This window comes from Burkholderia sp. YHN3-13 (assembly GCF_055810675.1).
In genome coordinates, this window is sequence record NZ_JBVVNQ010000001.1 from 751,839 (window position 1) to 768,346 (window position 16,508).

General features: G+C 70.5%; 15 protein-coding genes and 2 pseudogenes. 9 read left to right on the plus strand and 8 right to left on the minus strand.

The features are described 5' to 3' along the window. Positions 1 to 36: 36 nt before the first annotated feature. From AC0KUR_RS03345 to AC0KUR_RS03360, 4 genes and pseudogenes are all read right to left on the minus strand, one after another. Positions 37 to 2,781 (minus strand): Hsp70 family protein, encoded by a 2,745-nt coding sequence (locus AC0KUR_RS03345; RefSeq protein ID WP_473375362.1) that lies wholly within the window; start codon positions 2,779 to 2,781, stop codon positions 37 to 39. 5 nt (positions 2,782 to 2,786) lie between these two features. Next, positions 2,787 to 4,628: an Hsp70 family protein gene (locus tag AC0KUR_RS03350; RefSeq protein ID WP_473375363.1), complete on the minus strand. Its 1,842-nt coding sequence runs from the start codon at positions 4,626 to 4,628 to the stop codon at positions 2,787 to 2,789. Then, the gene (locus tag AC0KUR_RS03355) at positions 4,625 to 5,209 is read right to left on the minus strand and encodes a DUF2760 domain-containing protein (protein ID WP_034188349.1); all 585 of its coding nucleotides are present in this window, start codon (positions 5,207 to 5,209) and stop codon (positions 4,625 to 4,627) included. The genes AC0KUR_RS03350 and AC0KUR_RS03355 overlap by 4 nt, the downstream gene beginning before the upstream one ends. A 260-nt stretch (positions 5,210 to 5,469) precedes the next feature. After that, positions 5,470 to 5,677: pseudogene (locus AC0KUR_RS03360) on the minus strand (transcriptional regulator); the annotation flags it as partial. Positions 5,678 to 5,680: 3 nt separating this feature from the next. On the opposite strand from AC0KUR_RS03360, the pseudogene AC0KUR_RS03365 reads away from it, so the two are divergent. The 5 genes and pseudogenes from AC0KUR_RS03365 to AC0KUR_RS03385 all read left to right on the plus strand — a co-directional run. Further along, positions 5,681 to 5,941, plus strand: a pseudogene (locus tag AC0KUR_RS03365) (FAD-dependent oxidoreductase); the annotation flags it as partial. Between the two features lie 98 nt (positions 5,942 to 6,039). Further along, positions 6,040 to 6,966 (plus strand): LysR substrate-binding domain-containing protein, encoded by a 927-nt coding sequence (locus AC0KUR_RS03370; RefSeq protein ID WP_034188350.1) that lies wholly within the window; start codon positions 6,040 to 6,042, stop codon positions 6,964 to 6,966. Between the two features lie 111 nt (positions 6,967 to 7,077). Beyond that, the gene (locus AC0KUR_RS03375) at positions 7,078 to 8,208 is read left to right on the plus strand and encodes a DSD1 family PLP-dependent enzyme (RefSeq protein ID WP_343726322.1); all 1,131 of its coding nucleotides are present in this window, start codon (positions 7,078 to 7,080) and stop codon (positions 8,206 to 8,208) included. Positions 8,209 to 8,316: 108 nt separating this feature from the next. Further along, positions 8,317 to 9,288 (plus strand): ornithine cyclodeaminase family protein, encoded by a 972-nt coding sequence (locus AC0KUR_RS03380; protein ID WP_034188352.1) that lies wholly within the window; start codon positions 8,317 to 8,319, stop codon positions 9,286 to 9,288. Between the two features lie 23 nt (positions 9,289 to 9,311). Beyond that, positions 9,312 to 10,034 (plus strand): HAD family hydrolase, encoded by a 723-nt coding sequence (locus tag AC0KUR_RS03385; protein WP_343726323.1) that lies wholly within the window; start codon positions 9,312 to 9,314, stop codon positions 10,032 to 10,034. Positions 10,035 to 10,070: 36 nt separating this feature from the next. On the opposite strand, the gene AC0KUR_RS03390 is transcribed toward AC0KUR_RS03385, so the two are convergent. Beyond that, positions 10,071 to 10,688 (minus strand): glutathione S-transferase family protein, encoded by a 618-nt coding sequence (locus tag AC0KUR_RS03390; RefSeq protein ID WP_034188354.1) that lies wholly within the window; start codon positions 10,686 to 10,688, stop codon positions 10,071 to 10,073. Positions 10,689 to 10,778: 90 nt separating this feature from the next. Further along, on the minus strand, positions 10,779 to 11,147 hold the full coding sequence (locus AC0KUR_RS03395) for a hypothetical protein (protein WP_034188355.1): 369 nt from the start codon (positions 11,145 to 11,147) through the stop codon (positions 10,779 to 10,781). 81 nt (positions 11,148 to 11,228) lie between these two features. Between AC0KUR_RS03395 and AC0KUR_RS03400 the strand changes: the two genes are divergently transcribed. Then, positions 11,229 to 11,696, plus strand: coding sequence for a MarR family winged helix-turn-helix transcriptional regulator (locus AC0KUR_RS03400; RefSeq protein ID WP_034188356.1), 468 nt, complete (start codon positions 11,229 to 11,231; stop codon positions 11,694 to 11,696). A 30-nt stretch (positions 11,697 to 11,726) separates the two neighbouring features. Here AC0KUR_RS03400 and AC0KUR_RS03405 read toward each other — a convergent pair whose 3' ends face one another. Next, positions 11,727 to 12,308, minus strand: a complete 582-nt coding sequence (locus AC0KUR_RS03405; protein WP_226226944.1) for a TetR/AcrR family transcriptional regulator — start codon at positions 12,306 to 12,308, stop codon at positions 11,727 to 11,729. Positions 12,309 to 12,438: 130 nt separating this feature from the next. Between AC0KUR_RS03405 and AC0KUR_RS03410 the strand changes: the two genes are divergently transcribed. After that, a complete protein-coding gene (locus AC0KUR_RS03410; RefSeq protein WP_473375364.1) occupies positions 12,439 to 13,494 on the plus strand; it encodes a saccharopine dehydrogenase NADP-binding domain-containing protein in 1,056 nt (351 codons plus the stop codon). Further along, complete coding sequence (locus tag AC0KUR_RS03415) at positions 13,481 to 14,242, plus strand: isocitrate lyase/PEP mutase family protein (RefSeq protein WP_473375365.1); 762 nt, start codon at positions 13,481 to 13,483, stop codon at positions 14,240 to 14,242. The genes AC0KUR_RS03410 and AC0KUR_RS03415 overlap by 14 nt, the downstream gene beginning before the upstream one ends. Positions 14,243 to 14,584: 342 nt before the next feature. On the opposite strand, the gene AC0KUR_RS03420 is transcribed toward AC0KUR_RS03415, so the two are convergent. After that, on the minus strand, positions 14,585 to 15,484 hold the full coding sequence (locus AC0KUR_RS03420; RefSeq protein ID WP_059559699.1) for a LysR family transcriptional regulator: 900 nt from the start codon (positions 15,482 to 15,484) through the stop codon (positions 14,585 to 14,587). Between the two features lie 101 nt (positions 15,485 to 15,585). On the opposite strand from AC0KUR_RS03420, the gene AC0KUR_RS03425 reads away from it, so the two are divergent. After that, positions 15,586 to 16,464, plus strand: a complete 879-nt coding sequence (locus AC0KUR_RS03425; protein WP_034188361.1) for an aldo/keto reductase family oxidoreductase — start codon at positions 15,586 to 15,588, stop codon at positions 16,462 to 16,464. Positions 16,465 to 16,508 lie beyond the last annotated feature (44 nt).

Consider the following 16,508-nt stretch of genomic DNA (forward strand, 5'->3'; position numbering starts at 1 on the left):
AGGTATCCAGACGATACCGTCACCTCACCGCGCCGCTCACCCCGCCAGCAGCTTCAACCCGGCCGGCAGCGTCTCGCCGAACACCCGCACCGTGTCGGCTTCGTCGAACGCGATCGCTTCGCGCACCATGTCGATCCAGGCCGCCGACGCGTTCGCGGCCGACAGGCGCTTGATGACGGCCTCGCGCGTCTCGTCCGGCAAATCGCGCGAACGATCGGCCGTCATCCGCGCAATCTGCGCCGCCGCGAACGCGGCCGGCTCGACCTGTTTCCAGTCGAGCGCGAACAGCGCATCGAGCCAGCCCGTGGCCACTTCCGCCGGCACGACACCGTGCGCGCTGCCATAGAACGGCCGACGCGCGCCGATACGCCCGAGCGCCCACGCGCATAACGCGCGCTCGGCCGGCTTCTGCAACTGCGCGATCAGGCGTTCGGCCAGCTCGACCTTGCGCTCGACGGGCAGCCGTTCGAGCGAGGCGGACAGTCGCGTCATGTCGGCCGGGCCGACCTTGGCCGGATCGAACGGCAGCTTGCGGCGCTTGTCGTCGGACGGTTCGAGGAACGCGATCGCGTCGCGCACCTGCGTCTGCGCATCGTCGTCGAGGCCGCCGGCCACGCGCCGCCAAAGCGTCCACCACTCGGACCACACCTGAGCGTCGGTCACGTACTGAATCCCGTCGTCGAACAGCGGCCACAGCTGCTCGATGCGCCACGCATCGAGCGGATGCCCGAAGCCCGGGCGCAGGCAGTAACCGGCCAGGTTCAGCCACGCGCGCTCGTGATCGGCCGAGCGGCGGCGGCGGCGGGCGCGCGCGAGCAACGCGTCGAACAGCTCGCGCGCGAGCGCCACGTCCCACGCCTCGCGCGCGCCGAGCACCTGTTCGAGTTGTGCGCGCAACCGGCGCGTGTCCTTCGGCGCAACGCCGGCGGCCTTGCTGCCGAACGAGCGCTCGATCAGCTCGATCGCCTGGTCGGCACGCGGATGCCGCGCGGGCCCCGCATCGTCGCCATGCACCGGCGCATCGCCGCGCAGCTGGAATTCGAGCTTCCAGCGGCGTGTTGCGTCGTCGGTCGCGATGCAATGCATTTCGAGCGTGCCGACCTCGGTCAGCGACGCCGTGAGCTTCACCGGCGTTTCGCGGGCGTCGCTGCCCGCCTTCGCATCGACGACCGTCGCGATCGGCGGCAGCCGCACGAAATCGCCGCCGTCGAGATCGACGAGATCGCCGGGCTGGTACCGGGTTTCGGCCACCGTCGACACGAGGTGGAAACGCACCGGTTGCCCGAGCTGCAGCGCGAACGTGCGCTCGTCGAGCCGGATCTCGCGGCCCTCTTCCGTGCCGCGCGGCAGCAGGCAGACGCCGCGCGCGGCGGCATCGGCCGCGCCGTCGTCGAGCACGAGGAAATAGCTGCGCGCGGACCCGCCGCCGATGCGCGGCGCCTGTCCGGCGCGGGCGAGCCCGTACGCGACCGCGCCGCGGGCGACGGCCACGTCCGGATGCGCGTTGTGCAGCACGTCGAGCGGCGCGCCGCGCCAAGCGCCGAGCGTCCGCGCGAGACGGTCGGCGAGTGCGCCCGCGCGGAACACGCCGCCGTTGAGGAGCAGCGTGTCGGGCAGCGGGCCTTCCGCATGACGCGTCAGGAACGCCGCGACGTGGCGCGTGACGGCCGCGTCGCTCGCATAGGGCAGGCCGAATTCGACGATCGCGGCGCGTGCCCGGCGGGGCAGCTCGCCCGCTTCGACCTGCGGAAAGAACCCGTCGACGACGATCCGTTCGACTTCGTCGCGCGTCAGCTCGGCCGAGCGCGCGCCGCCGACGAGCCGGCTACCCGCGCCGAGCAGCGTGACGGTGACGGACGCCGGCGCGTCGTCGCCGAGCAGCCGCTCCTTCGCCGCGCGGCAGCGCTCGACGAGCTGCGACAGGCTCGCGGCCGACAGCCGCGTGCCGGGCTCGGTCAGCCGCGTCTCGACCAGGCGCGCGAGCGCGAGGTCCATGTTGTCGCCGCCGAGCATCAGGTGATTGCCGACGCCGACGCGCGTGAAGGCCGGCTCGCCGTCGCCGCCCGGCGCGACATCGACGAGCGTGAGATCGGTCGTGCCGCCGCCGACGTCGCAGATCAGCACGCGCCGCGCCGCGGCGAACGTATCGCGCAACGTGTCGCGCTGGCCGTACAGCCAGTCGTAGAACGCGGCTTGCGGCTCTTCCAGCAGCCGCAGCGCGGGCAGCTTCGCGCGCCGCGCGGCCTCGACCGTCAATGCGCGCGCGCCGTCGTCGAACGACGCGGGCACCGTCAGGATCACGTCCTGCTTCGCGAGCGGCGCATCGGGAAAACGCGTGTCCCATGCGTCGCGCACGTGCGCGAGGTAGCTCGCGCTCGCGTCGACCGGCGACACCTTGTCGACGCCGTCGGCCGCGCCCCACGGCAGGATCGGCGCGAGCCGGTCGACCGCCGCATGCGACAGCCAGCTCTTCGCGCTCGACACGAGCCGGCCCGGCACCTGCGCGCCAAGCGTGCGCGCGTAGCGGCCGATCACGGCCGGCGGCGCACCGGCGGCGTTCGCTTGCGCATCGGCCGCCCACGGCAGCCGCAGCGCATCCGGCGGCAGCTCGCCCGCGGCCGGGTGATAACGCACCGACGGCAACAGCGGCTGCGCGGCCACCGCGCCGGGGCCGACCAGTTGCTCGACGTCGAACACGCGGATCGCGTCGGAACCGGCCTCGACGTACGCGACGACCGTATTGCTCGTGCCGAGGTCGATGCCGACCGTATAACGCTTCATCGCGCTCAGGCGGCGCCGCGCACGTCGAACTCGACCTTCCAGCGCTCGTTCGTGCCGCTCGGGATCGCCTCGAGTTCGAGCGTGCCGGCCTCGGTCACGCGCGCGTGCAGCTTCACCGGCACGACTTCGCCGACCGTGCGGCCTTCGGCGGGCAGCGTCGCCTGGATTTCCTCCAGCTCCTGCAGCTCCTCCGGCGACCAGTAGTCGAGCAGCGTGCCGACCTGGTCCTGGCGGCGCACCGACGAACCGAAGAAACGGAACTGCACCGGTTCGCCGACGACGAGGCCGAACTCCTGCGGCGGCAGCGCCGCGTCCGAGCCCTCTTCCATCCCGAACGGCGCGACGCACAGCGCCTGTACCGGCGGTTCGAGCCCCGGCACGGCAGGCATCGCCGATTCGATCGCGACGTAGTACGCGCGCGCCGTACCGCCGCGAATGCGCACGCCGCGGCCGCGCTTCACGTAGCCGTAGTACGCCGCGCCGCGCGCGACCGCGAGATCGAGATCCGCGCCTTCGAGCAGGCGGGCGGGCGGCGCGCCTTCGGCCGCGAGCCAGCTATTGAGCGTATCGAGCACGCGCTGCGTGAGCAGCGTCGACTTGAACACGCCGCCGTTGAACAGCACGGCGGTCGGATGCAGGAACGTCGCGCCTTGCGGCAGCGTGCGCCGCACGCCTTCGAGCGAATCGAGCGCCGCGACCTGGCGGCCGAGGAACGCCGCGAGATGACGCGTGATGCCTGCGTCCTGCGCATACGGCAGGCCGAGCTGCGTCAGGCCGACCCGCGCGCGGCTCACCGGGCGCGCGCCCGCATCGACCTGCGGGAAGAAACCGTCGAGGATCGTCTGCGTCAGTTCGGCGCGCGTGAGCTCGGTGCGGATCGAACCGCCGATCAGCTTCGAGCCGCGGCTCGGCACGACGAGCGGCACCGCGTCGGTCGTCGGGTCGGACAGCAGCGTTTCCTTCGCCGAACGGCACGCGTACGTCAGCGCGCGCAGTTGCCACGGATCGGCCTGCGTGCCCTGCTGCGCGAGCTTGCGCGCGACCACGTGCGCGAGCGCGAGGTCCATGTTGTCGCCGCCGAGCAGGATGTGCTCGCCGACCGCCACGCGGTGCAGTTCGAGATTGCCGTCGCGCTCGACCACCGCGATCAGCGACAGGTCGGTCGTGCCGCCGCCGACGTCGACGCACAGGATCAGGTCGCCGACCTGCACCTGCTTGCGCCAGCCGCCCTGGCTCTTCTGGATCCAGCTGTACAGCGCGGCCTGCGGCTCCTCGAGCAGCGTCATCCGCGAATAGCCGGCGGCACGGGCGGCCTCGGCCGTCAGTTCGCGCGCGGCCGGGTCGAACGACGCGGGAATCGTGACCGTCACGTCCTGGTCGGCGAACGGCGCGTCGGGATGCGCGTGGTCCCACGCCTCGCGCAGGTGCGTCAGGTAGCGGATCGAGCTTTCCAGCGGCGACACGCGCGCCACTTCCGGCGGCGCATCGCTCGGCAGGATCGCCGCGCGGCGGTCGACGCCCGGATGGCACAGCCAGCTCTTCGCGCTCGACACGAGGCGGATCGGCGTGCCGGCGCCGCGCGTGCGCGCCATCTCGCCGACCGCGAAGCCGCGCGAGGCCGTCCACGGCAGCGTCAGGTCGCCCTGCGTCAGTTCGCTTTCATGCGGCAGGTAGAGGAACGACGGCAGCAGGTCGCGCGATTCCAGCGCGCCGGGCGCGGTCAGCTGCGCGATCGGCAGCACCTGCTGCGTGATGTTTTCGCCGTCGCTGGCGCTGCTGTCGACATACGACAGCGCGCAGTGGGTCGTCCCGAGGTCGATACCGATCGAATAGCGCGGATCGCTCACAGTTCCACCTCCGCCGGTGCGACCACCGAGGCGTCGTGGCTGCCCGTCAGCTTCGGCAGGCGCACGTCGGCCACCCGCCAGCCGCGATGGCTGACGGTGCCCGTGAACGGCGCGGCGCCGACCACGTTGCCCGTCACGCGCACGGCCGTCGCGTCGAAGCCGGCCGGCAGCGTCACGCGGCTGCCTTCGGCTTCGTCGCGCACCGGCACGATCGTGAAGTGTTCGCGCAGCGCGGCGCGGCAGCCGTCGTGCACGAGGCGCGCGGCCGCGCCGATGTCGGCGTCCGCGTAGCCGGCGATGTCTTCCTCGACGAAGTCGATGAAGCGTGCATCGCGCTGCAGCAGGCCGAGCAGTTGCAGCGCGGCCTGCGGGCTCGCTTCGCGCAGCTCGGGCGCCGGCGCCTTCACGGGTGCGGGCGCAGGTGCAACGGGCGCGGCAGCCGGGGCCGGGGCGACCGGTGCCGGGGCGCCATCGCGCACGCGCAGCACGCCGGCGGCGAACTCGCGGTTGCCGAGCACGGAGAAGAACGTGCCGACGGCCAGCGACAGCCGGCCGAAGAAGGACAGGTTGGATTCGGGCATGGGGTCTGGACTCCTGTGGGCTCGCGCCATGGCGAGCGATCTTGCCTGGGCGCCCGGCGACGGCGTGCGGATGACGCACTGCCGCCGCCCGGCGCGTGATTCGGTCGCGCCCTCGCGGGTGCGGAAAACCCGTATTTTGCCCTGTGGCGGGCGAACCGGGCAGAAGTTGGGGGACAGAACATCGCGGCACGGCGGTTTCGGCCGCGTGGAATCGCGCTCGATCGCCCGCCACGCGCGAGCGATTGCGATGCTGCGGCGCGTCAGCGCGGCTGGCGCAGCCGGGCCGCCTTCGCATCGAAATCGCGCGACAGCATGCCGAGCGTGACCTCGCCGAAGCGCGCCGGCAGCGATGCTTCGGTGTCCTTCAGCGCGGCCGCCAGACGCGCGTCGACGGCCTGCTCGACCCGGGCATTCGGGCGCGTCCTCGGGTACCCGGTCGGAAAACAGCGGCGGCAAGCCGGCCGCGCGACGGTCGTGCCGATCGACGCGCTGTTCGCCGGCGCGCGCACCGGGATGGCGAGCGACCTTGCGCAGCAGCTCGGCTGCGCGTTCGACGAAGGGCCGCGGGGCCACGCGATTCGCGTCGACGCGTGGAAGCGGACGAGCGTCGCCGGCGTGTATGCGGCCGGCGACGCATCGAGCCTGATCACCAACGCGACGTTCGCATCGGCATCGGGCGTGGCGGCCGGCGTGGGCGTACACCGGTCGCTGATCTTCGGGCTCGGCGCGTGACGGAACCTCGCGCGGCAGGTCGCATCGCCACCGATGGCTTCGTCGCACGATGTGCGGTTTAATGTCCGGCACTTACCGCATCGAGAGCCATGAAATAAATGCTCGACCTCGACGACCTGCGACTCGTCCGCGCGATCGGCGCGTCGCGTTCATTGGCCGCCGCCGCGCGCCTGCTCGATCTCACGCCGCCCGCCGTGACGATTCGCCTGCAGCGGATGGAAGCGCGCCTGAACGCGCGGCTCGCCGTGCGGCAGCCGAAAGGGATCGCGCTGACCGACGAAGGGCAGCGGCTGTATCAGGAAGCCGTCGGCATACTCGAACGCATGGAGGCGTTGCCGGCCAGCATCGCGGGCGATCACGGCGACGTGCAGGGCACGCTGCGCGTCGTCGCCCCGCTCGGCTTCGGGCGCAAGTACGTCGCGCGGATCGTGCGCGACGTGCAGCGTGCGCATCCGAAGCTCGAAATCTCGCTGCACCTGTCGGACAGCCCGTTGACCAGCGCATCCGGGGCGGACGTGGTCGTCCACGTCGGCAGCCTCAAGTCTTCTTCGTGGGTCGGTTATCCGCTCGCGCCCAACGAGCGCTTCCTGTGCGCGAGCCCGGGCTACGCACGCCGCATCAAGGACCTGAATCATCCGTCCGACCTCGCGCGCCACGACTGCCTGTGTCTGCGCGAGAACGACGAGGACATCCCGCGCTGGCGCTTCTCGCCCGGCGGCGACGTCAACGGCGAGTCGCGGCGGTCTGTCGTCATTCGCGTGACCGGCGCGCTGTCGTCGAACGACGGCACCGTCATCACCGAATGGGCATTGGCCGGGCTCGGCATCGTCGAACGCTCCGAGTGGGATGTCGCGCCGTTGCTGGCGAGCGGCAAGCTCGTCCGGTTGTTGCCGGACTGGCGCCTGCCGCCCGCGCCGGTAACGGCACTGCTGCCGTCCCGTACCGGCCGCTCCGCGCGACAACGGGTCTTTCTCGAAGCCGCGCGGCGGTTTCTCGATCCGCCGCCGTGGCGTGGCAAGGCCTGAGCGATTCGACAGATTAAATCGCGCTTAATGGCGAATTAGCGCGGCGTTAAACACGATGCGCGCCAACTGCCCTACTGTGTCCGCGTCGACAACCTCGCCATCGAACGCCTCGTGGACCTTCACACCCTCAACACCCCGGCCGCATTGATCGATGTCGGCCGCATGCATCGCAACATCGCGCGCATGCAGGCGCATCTGGACGCACTCGGCGTCACGTTCCGGCCGCACGTCAAGACCACCAAGTGCCGGCCCGTCGTCGACGCGCAGATCGCGGCCGGCGCGCAGGGCATCACGGTGTCGACGCTCAAGGAAGCCGAACAGTTCTTCGCGGGCGGCATCCGCGACATCGTCTACGCGGTCGGCATGGTGCCCGCCAAGCTCGGCCACGCGCTTGCGCTGCGCCGGCAAGGCTGCGACCTGAAGATCGTCGCCGACAGCCTGCCGGCGGCCCTCGCCATCGCCGAATTCGGGCGCGCACACGACGAGCGCTTCGAGGTATGGATCGAGGTCGACGTCGACGGCCACCGCTCGGGCATCCTGCCCGACGCCGACCTGCTGATCGACGTCGGCCGCGCGCTGGTCGACGGCGGCACGCTGCTCGGCGGCGTGCTGGCCCATGCGGGCTCCAGCTACGAATGCGACACGCACGACGCGCTGGTCGCGATCGCCGAACAGGAGCGCAGCCGCACCGTGCGGGCCGCGGAACGCCTGACAGCGGCCGGGCTGCCCTGCCCGGTCGTGAGCATCGGCTCGACGCCCACCGCGCTGTCCGCGCAACGCCTCGACGGCGTGACCGAGGTGCGCGCGGGCGTGTACGCGATGTTCGATCTCGTGATGCACAACATCGGCGTGTGCGACCTGTCGGACATCGCGCTGTCGGTGCTGACCACCGTGATCGGCCATCAGGAAGAGAAAGGCTGGGCGATCGTCGATGCGGGCTGGATGGCGATGAGCCGCGACCGCGGCACGCAGCGCCAGGCGCGCGACTTCGGCTACGGGCTGGTCTGCACCGAAGGCGGCGACGTGCTCGGCGACTACGTGATGAGCGCGGCCAACCAGGAGCACGGGATCGTGTCGTGCACGGGTGCGCCGGACACGGGCATCGCGCAGCGGTTTCCGATCGGCACGCGCCTGCGCATCCTGCCGAATCACGCGTGCGCCACCGGCGCGCAACACCCGGAATACCAGGCCGTCGACGCCGACGGCCTCGCGCAGACCTGGCCGCGCTTCTACGGGTGGTAGGCGAGCCCCGTCATCCGCGCCGCTTGGCACACGCATTGACTATTTATCCAAATCTGGACAAACTTTAAAACTTTCCGCCTCACGCTACGCCGCAAAGGCGTACCCGACATGCCGACAGACGCCCGACTCCTTCTTCTCGACCGCGACGCCGTCGAACCCGCCCTTCGGGCCGAGCAGGTGATGGCGGCGGTCCGCGAAGCCTTCGTGCTGCACAGCCAGCGGGCCGGGCGCGTGTTTCCGGTGGTGCGCGAGAAGCTGCATACCGGCGGCGTGTTCGGCATCAAGTCGGGCGACGTCGCGGGCCAGGACCTGCTCGGTTTCAAGGCGGCCGGGTTCTGGCCCGGCAACCGGCGCGCCGGCGGCGAGCCGCATCAGGCCACCGTCGCGCTGTTCGATCCGGCCACGGGCCGCCCGCTGTGCATCCTGGACGGCAACGCGATCACCACCGCGCGAACCGGCGCCGCCGGCGGCCTCGGGCTGCAACAGCTGGCCCGCCGCGACAGCACGCGGATCTGCGTGTTCGGCACGGGCGTGCAGGCGCGCGTGCAGCTCGACTATGCACTCAGGCTGCTGCCGCAACGGTGCACGGTGCGGTACGTGAACGTCGGCGGCGAGCCGGACCCGGCGTTCGAATCGGCCTTCCTGACGCGCTGCACGATCGGCGTCGCGCGCGAGCGGAACGACGCGGTAGCCGACAGCGACGTGGTGATCACGGCCACGCCCGGCGGCGGCGCATTGTTCGACGCGGATGCGGTGCAACCGGGCACCCATCTGACCTGCGTGGGCACCGATACCGCGGGCAAGCGCGAACTCCCGGCCGGCGTGCTGGAACGCGCGCGCATTTTCGTCGACGATCACGATCAGGCGCGCGGCATCGGCGAGTGCCAGTGGGCGCCCGATTTGCCGCGCACCGAAATCGGTGACATCCTCGCCGGTGCGGCGTCGGTCGACCGTGCCGCGCACGACATCACCGTGTTCGACATGACGGGGCTCGCGCTTCAGGATCTGACCGTCGCGCGCTTCCTGTATCGGCACGCCATCGACAACGGCGCCGGAACCTCCGTTCCGTGGCCGTGGTAAGCCACCCTCATCGCTCGACCGCCATGCGTCTCGCCAAAGTGTCCGCCCTCTCGTTCGATCTCGACGACACCCTGTGGCCGTTCGGGCCGTCGGTCGTCCGAGCCGAGGCGATGCTGCGCGCGTGGCTGATCGAACACGCGCCCAATACGGCGAGCGTGCTGCCCACGCAACAGGCATTGAGCGGACTCCGTGAGGAATACGAACGGCTGCGCCCGGACCTCGCCGGCGACTTTCGCGCGATGCGAATCGGCTCGATCCGGCTGGCGCTGGCGCGCGCGAACGAAGACGTCGCGCTGACCGACGCCGCGTACGACGTGTTCTATGCCGCCCGGAACCGCGTCGAATTCTACGACGACGCGTGGCCCGCGCTGACGTGGCTGAGCGCGCGCTTTCCGTTGATTGCCGTGACCAACGGCAACGCGGATCTCCGGCTGACCGGCGGCGGCGAATTCTTCCGCACGACGCTCAGCGCGCGGGCATTCGGCTTCGCGAAGCCGGAACCCGAGATCTTCCACGCGGCGGCGGACGCACTCGACGTGCGTCCGGCCGAACTGCTGCATGTCGGCGACGATTTCCATCTCGACGTCGTCGGCGCACTGAACGCGGGGCTTCAGGCCGCCTGGGTCGTGCGCGATCCTCGTCCGGAAGGAGGCCACACGCCGCGGCAGGCCGCGACGCCGCACCTCACGCTGCGCGACCTGTCGATGCTGTGCCGCGCGCTCGGCGGCCCCGACGACGGGTCGTGACCGCCACCGGGCGCGGCGCATGCCCGCCTCGCGGCGTCATGCGGCCTTGCGTGCGTCCGCGATCCGCTGCGGCGCCTTCGGCCGTGCGTACAGCCGGTCGAGATACGCGCGCAACTGCGGGAACGGTTCGATCAGTCGGCATTCGCTCGCCCAGTCGATCAGGTAGACCGTCACGCAATCGGCCACCGTCAGCGCATCGCCGACGATGAATTCGCGCCCCTCGAGATGCTTGTCGAGGAGCGCGGCCATCGTCGTGAAATCCTCGCGTGCCAGCGCGATATCGGCCGGTGAGCGCTTCTCCGGCGGATAGAGGAACGAATGCCGCGTGATCCGCCACAGCGGCTGCTCGAGCTCCGTCACCGCGAACATGACCCACCGGTAGGCCTCCGCGCGCAGCGCCGGATCGGCCGGCAGCAGCCCTTTTTCCGGATACTTGTCCGCGAGATACAGCACGATCGCGGCCGACTCGGGAATCACGAGGTCGCCGTCCACCAGCACGGGCACCTTGCCGGCCGGGTTGAGGCGCAGGAAGTCGGGCCGCTTGTGCTCGCCCTGGAGCAGATTGACCGACACGAATTCGAAATCCGCATCGAGTTCCTTCAGCCCCCATAACGCACGCTGCGAGCGCGTGCCGGCAAATCCGTAAAGCTTCATCGCCAGTCTCCATCCAGAATGTCGGGAATCAGTCCGCAGGGCGGCCAGCGCGCATCGACGCGACGCGCGGCACCCGGCAGGACGGGTCGCTCACGCACCGGGAATCGCCAGCACGGGCATCACGTCGACCGACACGCCCGGGAACAGCGTGAAATGCGGATGGCCCTCGAACATCGCGGCCGCCGCGTCGTGCGACGCCGCGCGCACGACGGTAAACCCGCTCAGCGCGTTGGCGGCGTCCTTGATGCCGGTCGCGTCGATGGTCTTGGTCTTGCCGAGCGGCCCGCCCATCTCGACGATCGCATCGCGATGCCGGTCGACCCACGCATGCCATGCGGCAATGCCGTCCCGCTCGCGCGTGCGCCGCTCCGCCTCCGACAGCGCCACCCACGCCTTCATGGCCGGGCTATCCTTCGTTCCGAGAAATACGGCGAGATACAACTGCTGTTGCGCACTCATGCCTGCTCCTCCGATGACGGACGCGGCGGGCTGCCGCCCCTTGACCTTGACACAATAGGTTGATATCAACATAATTGCAACATGGCACGAAAAGAAACGCTTCCTTTCGAAACGACGCTGATGGTGCGCGATTGCTGCCTGTGCCTGCACATGCAGCGCGCGGCGCGCAATCTCGCGCGCATCTTCGACGATGTGCTGCGCCCGCTCGATCTCACCAACGGCCAGTTTTCGCTGCTGATGTCGCTGAACCGGCCGCAACCGGCCCCGATGAAATCGGTCGCGTCGCTGCTCGCGATGGACCGCACCACGCTCACGGCCGCGCTCAAGCCGCTCGAGCGGCGCGGCCTCGTCACGATCGCGCAGGATCCGGACGACCGCCGCAGCCGCCTGCTCGAACTGACGCCGGCCGGCCGCGACCTGCTGGCCGAAGCGTTCCCGTTGTGGCAGCAAACGCATGCCGAGATCGAGCAGCCTTTCGCACCGGGCGACGTCGATCGGTTGCGCGGCCAGTTGCGCATGCTGTCGGTCGATCCGTCGACACCCGGCTGAACCGGCGCGCGAACCCGGTGGCGGGCGCGCTTACTTCCTGCCCTTCTTCGGCAACAGCAGTTGCGCGAATTCCTGCAGGAACCGCGCGGCCCCGTACGCGTGCAGCGCCCGCCCGCTGCTCAGCGCGCCGTCGATGACCGTCGCGAGCCGCAGCGCGAAGGTTTCCGGGTCGTCGACCCGCAGCGCGCCCGCCAGCTCCGTCAACCGGCGCCGCAGTTCCTGCTTGTGCGCGACCGCGACCTTGCGGGCCGGATGACTGTCGTCCGCGTATTCCGCGGCGATGTTGATCTGCGGACAGCCGCGATAGCCGGGCCGCTCGATGCGCTCGCCCAGCCATTGAAGCTGCGCGTCCAGCTCTTCGCGCGGCGTGCGCTTGTAGCGCTGCGCCACCGCATCCCAATGCGCCCAGAAATCGGCGTCCTCGCGCAACAGGAACGCCTCGATCAGGTCGTCCTTCGTCGCGAAATGACGATACAGGCTCGTCTTCGCGACGCCCGCCTGCGCGACGATCAGGTCCACGCCGACCGCGCGCGTGCCTTCCCGGTAGAACAGCGCGCTGGCCGTCTGCAGAATGCGTTCGCGCGTATCGGGCATGCTCCCGTGTGCATCCATGTCCTTTTTCATCGAAGCCCGGCCGTCCTGGCCGCCGTTACCGCAACAGGGGCTCCGATCATAGCACCGTGATCTTGACGACGCTACAGGTCTGTACTATAAAACAGACCGTTCTGTATCTGAGTGGGTCATGGACGATCGAATGACGGTTGCAGTCTATGGCGCCGCCGGTCACACCGGGCGGTTCGTGGTGGCCGAGTTGGCCCGGCGCGGCCTTCGCGCGCTTCGCCTCGGCCGCGACGCCGCGCGGCTTGCCGAAGACGGCGGCGATGCGGCGCCGGCGCGCGTCGCCGCGATCGACGATGCGGCCGCGCTCGACGCCGCGTTGCGCGGCGCGGATGCCCTGATCAACTGCGCGGGCCCCTACCTCGATACCGCGCTGCCGCTGGCCGATGCGGCGCTGCGCGCCGGCATTCCCTATCTCGACCTGACGGCCGAACAGCCGTCGGTGCTGGCGCTGACCGAACACGTCGACGCCCGCGCGCGGGCCGCGAACCTGACCGTCGTGCCGGCCGCCGCGTTCTACGGCGGCCTGGCCGACCTGCTCGTCACGGCGGTCGCCGACCGCGATCGGCCGATCGACCGCGTCGACATCGCGACCGGGCTCGACCGCTGGCACCCGACGCGCGGCACGCGCGTGACGGGCGAACGCAATCGCGCGGTGAGGCTCGTGCAGCAAGGCGGAAAGCCGACGCCGGTGCCGTCGGCCGCACGCGAGCGCGTGTGGCCGTTTCCGCCGCCGATCGGTACTGTCGACGTGACGCTGCTGCCGTTTTCGGAAGTCATGACACTGGCGCGTCATCTGCGTATCGATACGATCGATTCCTGGCTTGCGACGCGTGCGCTGCGCGACGTGCGCGATGCCGCCACGCCGCCGCCCGCGCCGGCCGACGCACTGGGCCGCTCGGCCCAGCAATTCGCGATGGACGCGATCGTCGCGCAGGGCGGCACGACGCATCGCGCGATCGCGTCGGGCCGCGACATCTACGCGGTCAGCGCGCCGATCATCGTCGAGGCGGCCGTGCGCCTGGTCACCGGCAAGACGCGGGTGTCAGGCGGCGTGCGCAGCCTCGGCGAACTGTTCGACGCGCGCGATTTCCTCGCGGCGCTCGATACCGTGGCAGTATCGTTCGGCACGACGACCGATCCGGTTTTCACCAGGAGGAGCAAGCATGGGCAGCAATGAGAAAGGCGCGACGTTCCGGTCGCTACACCGCGCGGGCCAGCCGCTGGCGCTGTTCAACGTGTGGGATGCCGGCAGCGCGCGCACGGCGGCCGACGCGGGCGCCGTCGCGCTGGCGACCGGCAGCTGGTCGGTCGCGGCGGCGAACGGCTTCACCGACGGCGAGCAGATGCCGCGCGCGCTGATGATGGAGGTGCTCGAACGGATCACGCGCGCGACGAGCCTGCCCGTCACCGTCGATCTCGAAAGCGGATACGGCGAGCGGCCGGAGGATGTCGGCGACACGATCACGCTGAGCATCCAGGCCGGCGCGATCGGCTGCAATCTCGAAGACAGTATTCCCGCGACGGGCGCACTGCGCGACGTCGACGAAGCGGCAGCCCGTCTCGCGGCGGCACGGCAGGCGGCCGATCGCGCGAGCGCGGATTACTTCATCAACGCGCGCACCGACGTGTTCTTCACGGCCGCGGCCGAGGCGCACGACGAACGCCTGCTCGACGCAACGCTGGCGCGCGCTCGTGCCTACGCGGCGGCCGGTGCCGACGGCCTGTTCGTGCCGGGTCTTCGCTCGCCGGCGCTCATCCGCGCGCTGACGGCCGCATCGCCGCTGCCCGTGAACGTGATGCGCGTGTCGGAAGCGCCGACGCTCGCGGAACTCGCCGACTACGGCGTGGCGCGCATCAGCCACGGGCCGTATCCGTACCTGCAGGCCATGAAGACGCTCGCGTCGATGATCAAGGAAAGCCGCTAGCGGATGCGCGGCACGGTCGCGCACGGCGTGCGCACCGCCTACGCTGCGGGTGGTACCGCGCAGCCATTCGGGCGATCGTGATGGGACGCCACTGGGACGTGCCGATGACCAACGATGCGGCACCGGGCTGTTTCGGCTGTGGCATCGACATGGCTCCGCGCGAAGGGCCACGCAACCTGCCGCATCCGAGGTTCGCTCGGCTCAGCATGCAGCCGTTCGCGCCGACCGGGGCGTCGTGTCGCGCAGCCTGCTGCGGCGCTTGCATCGTGAATCGGTCGGCCGCGCGATCGACGACGCAGCCAGGCAGTTGCTCGACGCACGCGCGGATGCGCCGGGCAATGCTCAGGATGCCTTGATGAAATCGATGAACGCGCGCAGTGCCGGCGGCACGAGCCGCCGCCCCGGGTAGTACAGGAAGGGCCCCGGGAACGGCCGCCACCACGGTTCGAGCACCCGTTCGAGCGCGCCGCTGTCGAAATGCGGGCGCACCCACTCTTCGAACAGATGCAGGATGCCCGTACCGGCGAGCGCCGCATCGACCAGCAGCTCCGACGCGCCGCCGATCTGGACCAGCAGCGGCCCGGCGGCCGGCTCGACCCGCACGACTTCGCCGTCGCGCTCGAACTCCCACGGCAGCATCGCGCCGCTCGCGAAGCGCCCGCGCAGGCACTTGTGGTCGAGCAGGTCGCGCGGATGCCGCGGCCGGCCGTGCCGGTCGAGATAACCGGGCGCCGCCGCGGTCGCGAACCGCTGGATGCGCGGCCCGATCGGCACCGCGATCATGTCCTGCTCGAGCCGTTCGTCGTAGCGGATGCCCGCGTCGCAGCCGGCCGCCAGCACGTCGACGAAACTCTCGTCGGCGATCACTTCCAGCCGGATATCCGGGTACGCGTCGAGAAAGCGCGGCACGATCGCGGGCAACACGAGCCGCGATGCGCTGACCGGCACGTTGAGCTTCAGCGTGCCGGCCGGTCGGTCGCGGAATGCGTCGATATCGTCCAGCGCCGCCGCCACTTCGGTCAGCGCGGGCCCGAGGCGCGCGAGCAGGCGCTCGCCGGCTTCGGTGGGCACGACGCTGCGCGTCGTGCGATGCAGCAGCCGCACGCCGAGCCGCGCTTCCAGCCGGCGCACGGCCTCGCTCAGCCCCGATGCGCTGAGGCCCGTCATGCGTGCGGCGTCGCGGAATCCGCCGGCGCGTGCCACGGCCATGAACGCGTTCAGATCGCCCAGATCGGTTTGCATTGTTCGCCTTTTCGTACAGCCCGTACGGATTATGACGGCTTATCGCGCAGACGGCTCGTCCCTATGCTGGGCGCATTCATCTCATCGACAGGAGTACGGTCATGCCCGACATTCACCCCACCGCCACCTTCAGGCTCGGCGATCGCCACGTCAAACGCATCGGCTACGGCGCGATGCAGCTCGCGGGGCCCGGGGTATTCGGCCCGCCGAAGGATCGCGACGCGGCATTGAAGGTCTTGCGCGAAGCCGTCGAATCCGGCGTCGATCATCTCGACACCAGCGATTTCTACGGCCCGCACGTGACCAACCAGTTGATCCGCGAAGCACTGCATCCGTATCGCGACGATCTCGTGATCGTCACCAAGATCGGCGCGCGACGCGGCGACGACGCGTCGTGGCTGCCCGCGTTCGCACCCGACGAACTGGAACGGGCCGTGCACGACAACCTGCGCAACCTGGGACTCGACGTGCTCGACGTCGTCAACCTGCGCATCATGTTCGACCCGCACGGGCCGGCCGAGGGATCGATCGAAGCGCCGCTCGCCACGCTCGCCGAACTGCAGCGGCGCGGGCTCGTGCGGCACATCGGCCTGAGCAACGTCACGCCCGCGCAGGTCGCACAGGGCCGGCGCCTCTGCGACATCGTCTGCGTGCAGAACCACTACAACATCGCGCATCGCGGCGACGATGCGCTGATCGACTCGCTTGCCCGCGACGGCATCGCGTACGTGCCGTACTTTCCGCTCGGCGGCTTCTCGCCGCTGCAGTCGTCGACGCTGTCCGGCGTGGCGGCCCGTACCGGCGCGACGCCGATGCAGGTCGCGCTGGCGTGGCTGCTGCGCCGCGCGCCGAATCTCCTGCTGATTCCCGGCACGTCGTCGGTCGCGCATCTGCGCGAGAACCTCGCGGCAGCCGACCTCGATCTGCCGGCGGACGCGCTCGCGGCGCTCGACCGCATCGCGGGTGCCGGCGCCGCCTGACGCGTGGACGATCGCCGGGCGGCCCGTGCCGCGCGCGCCGCCCG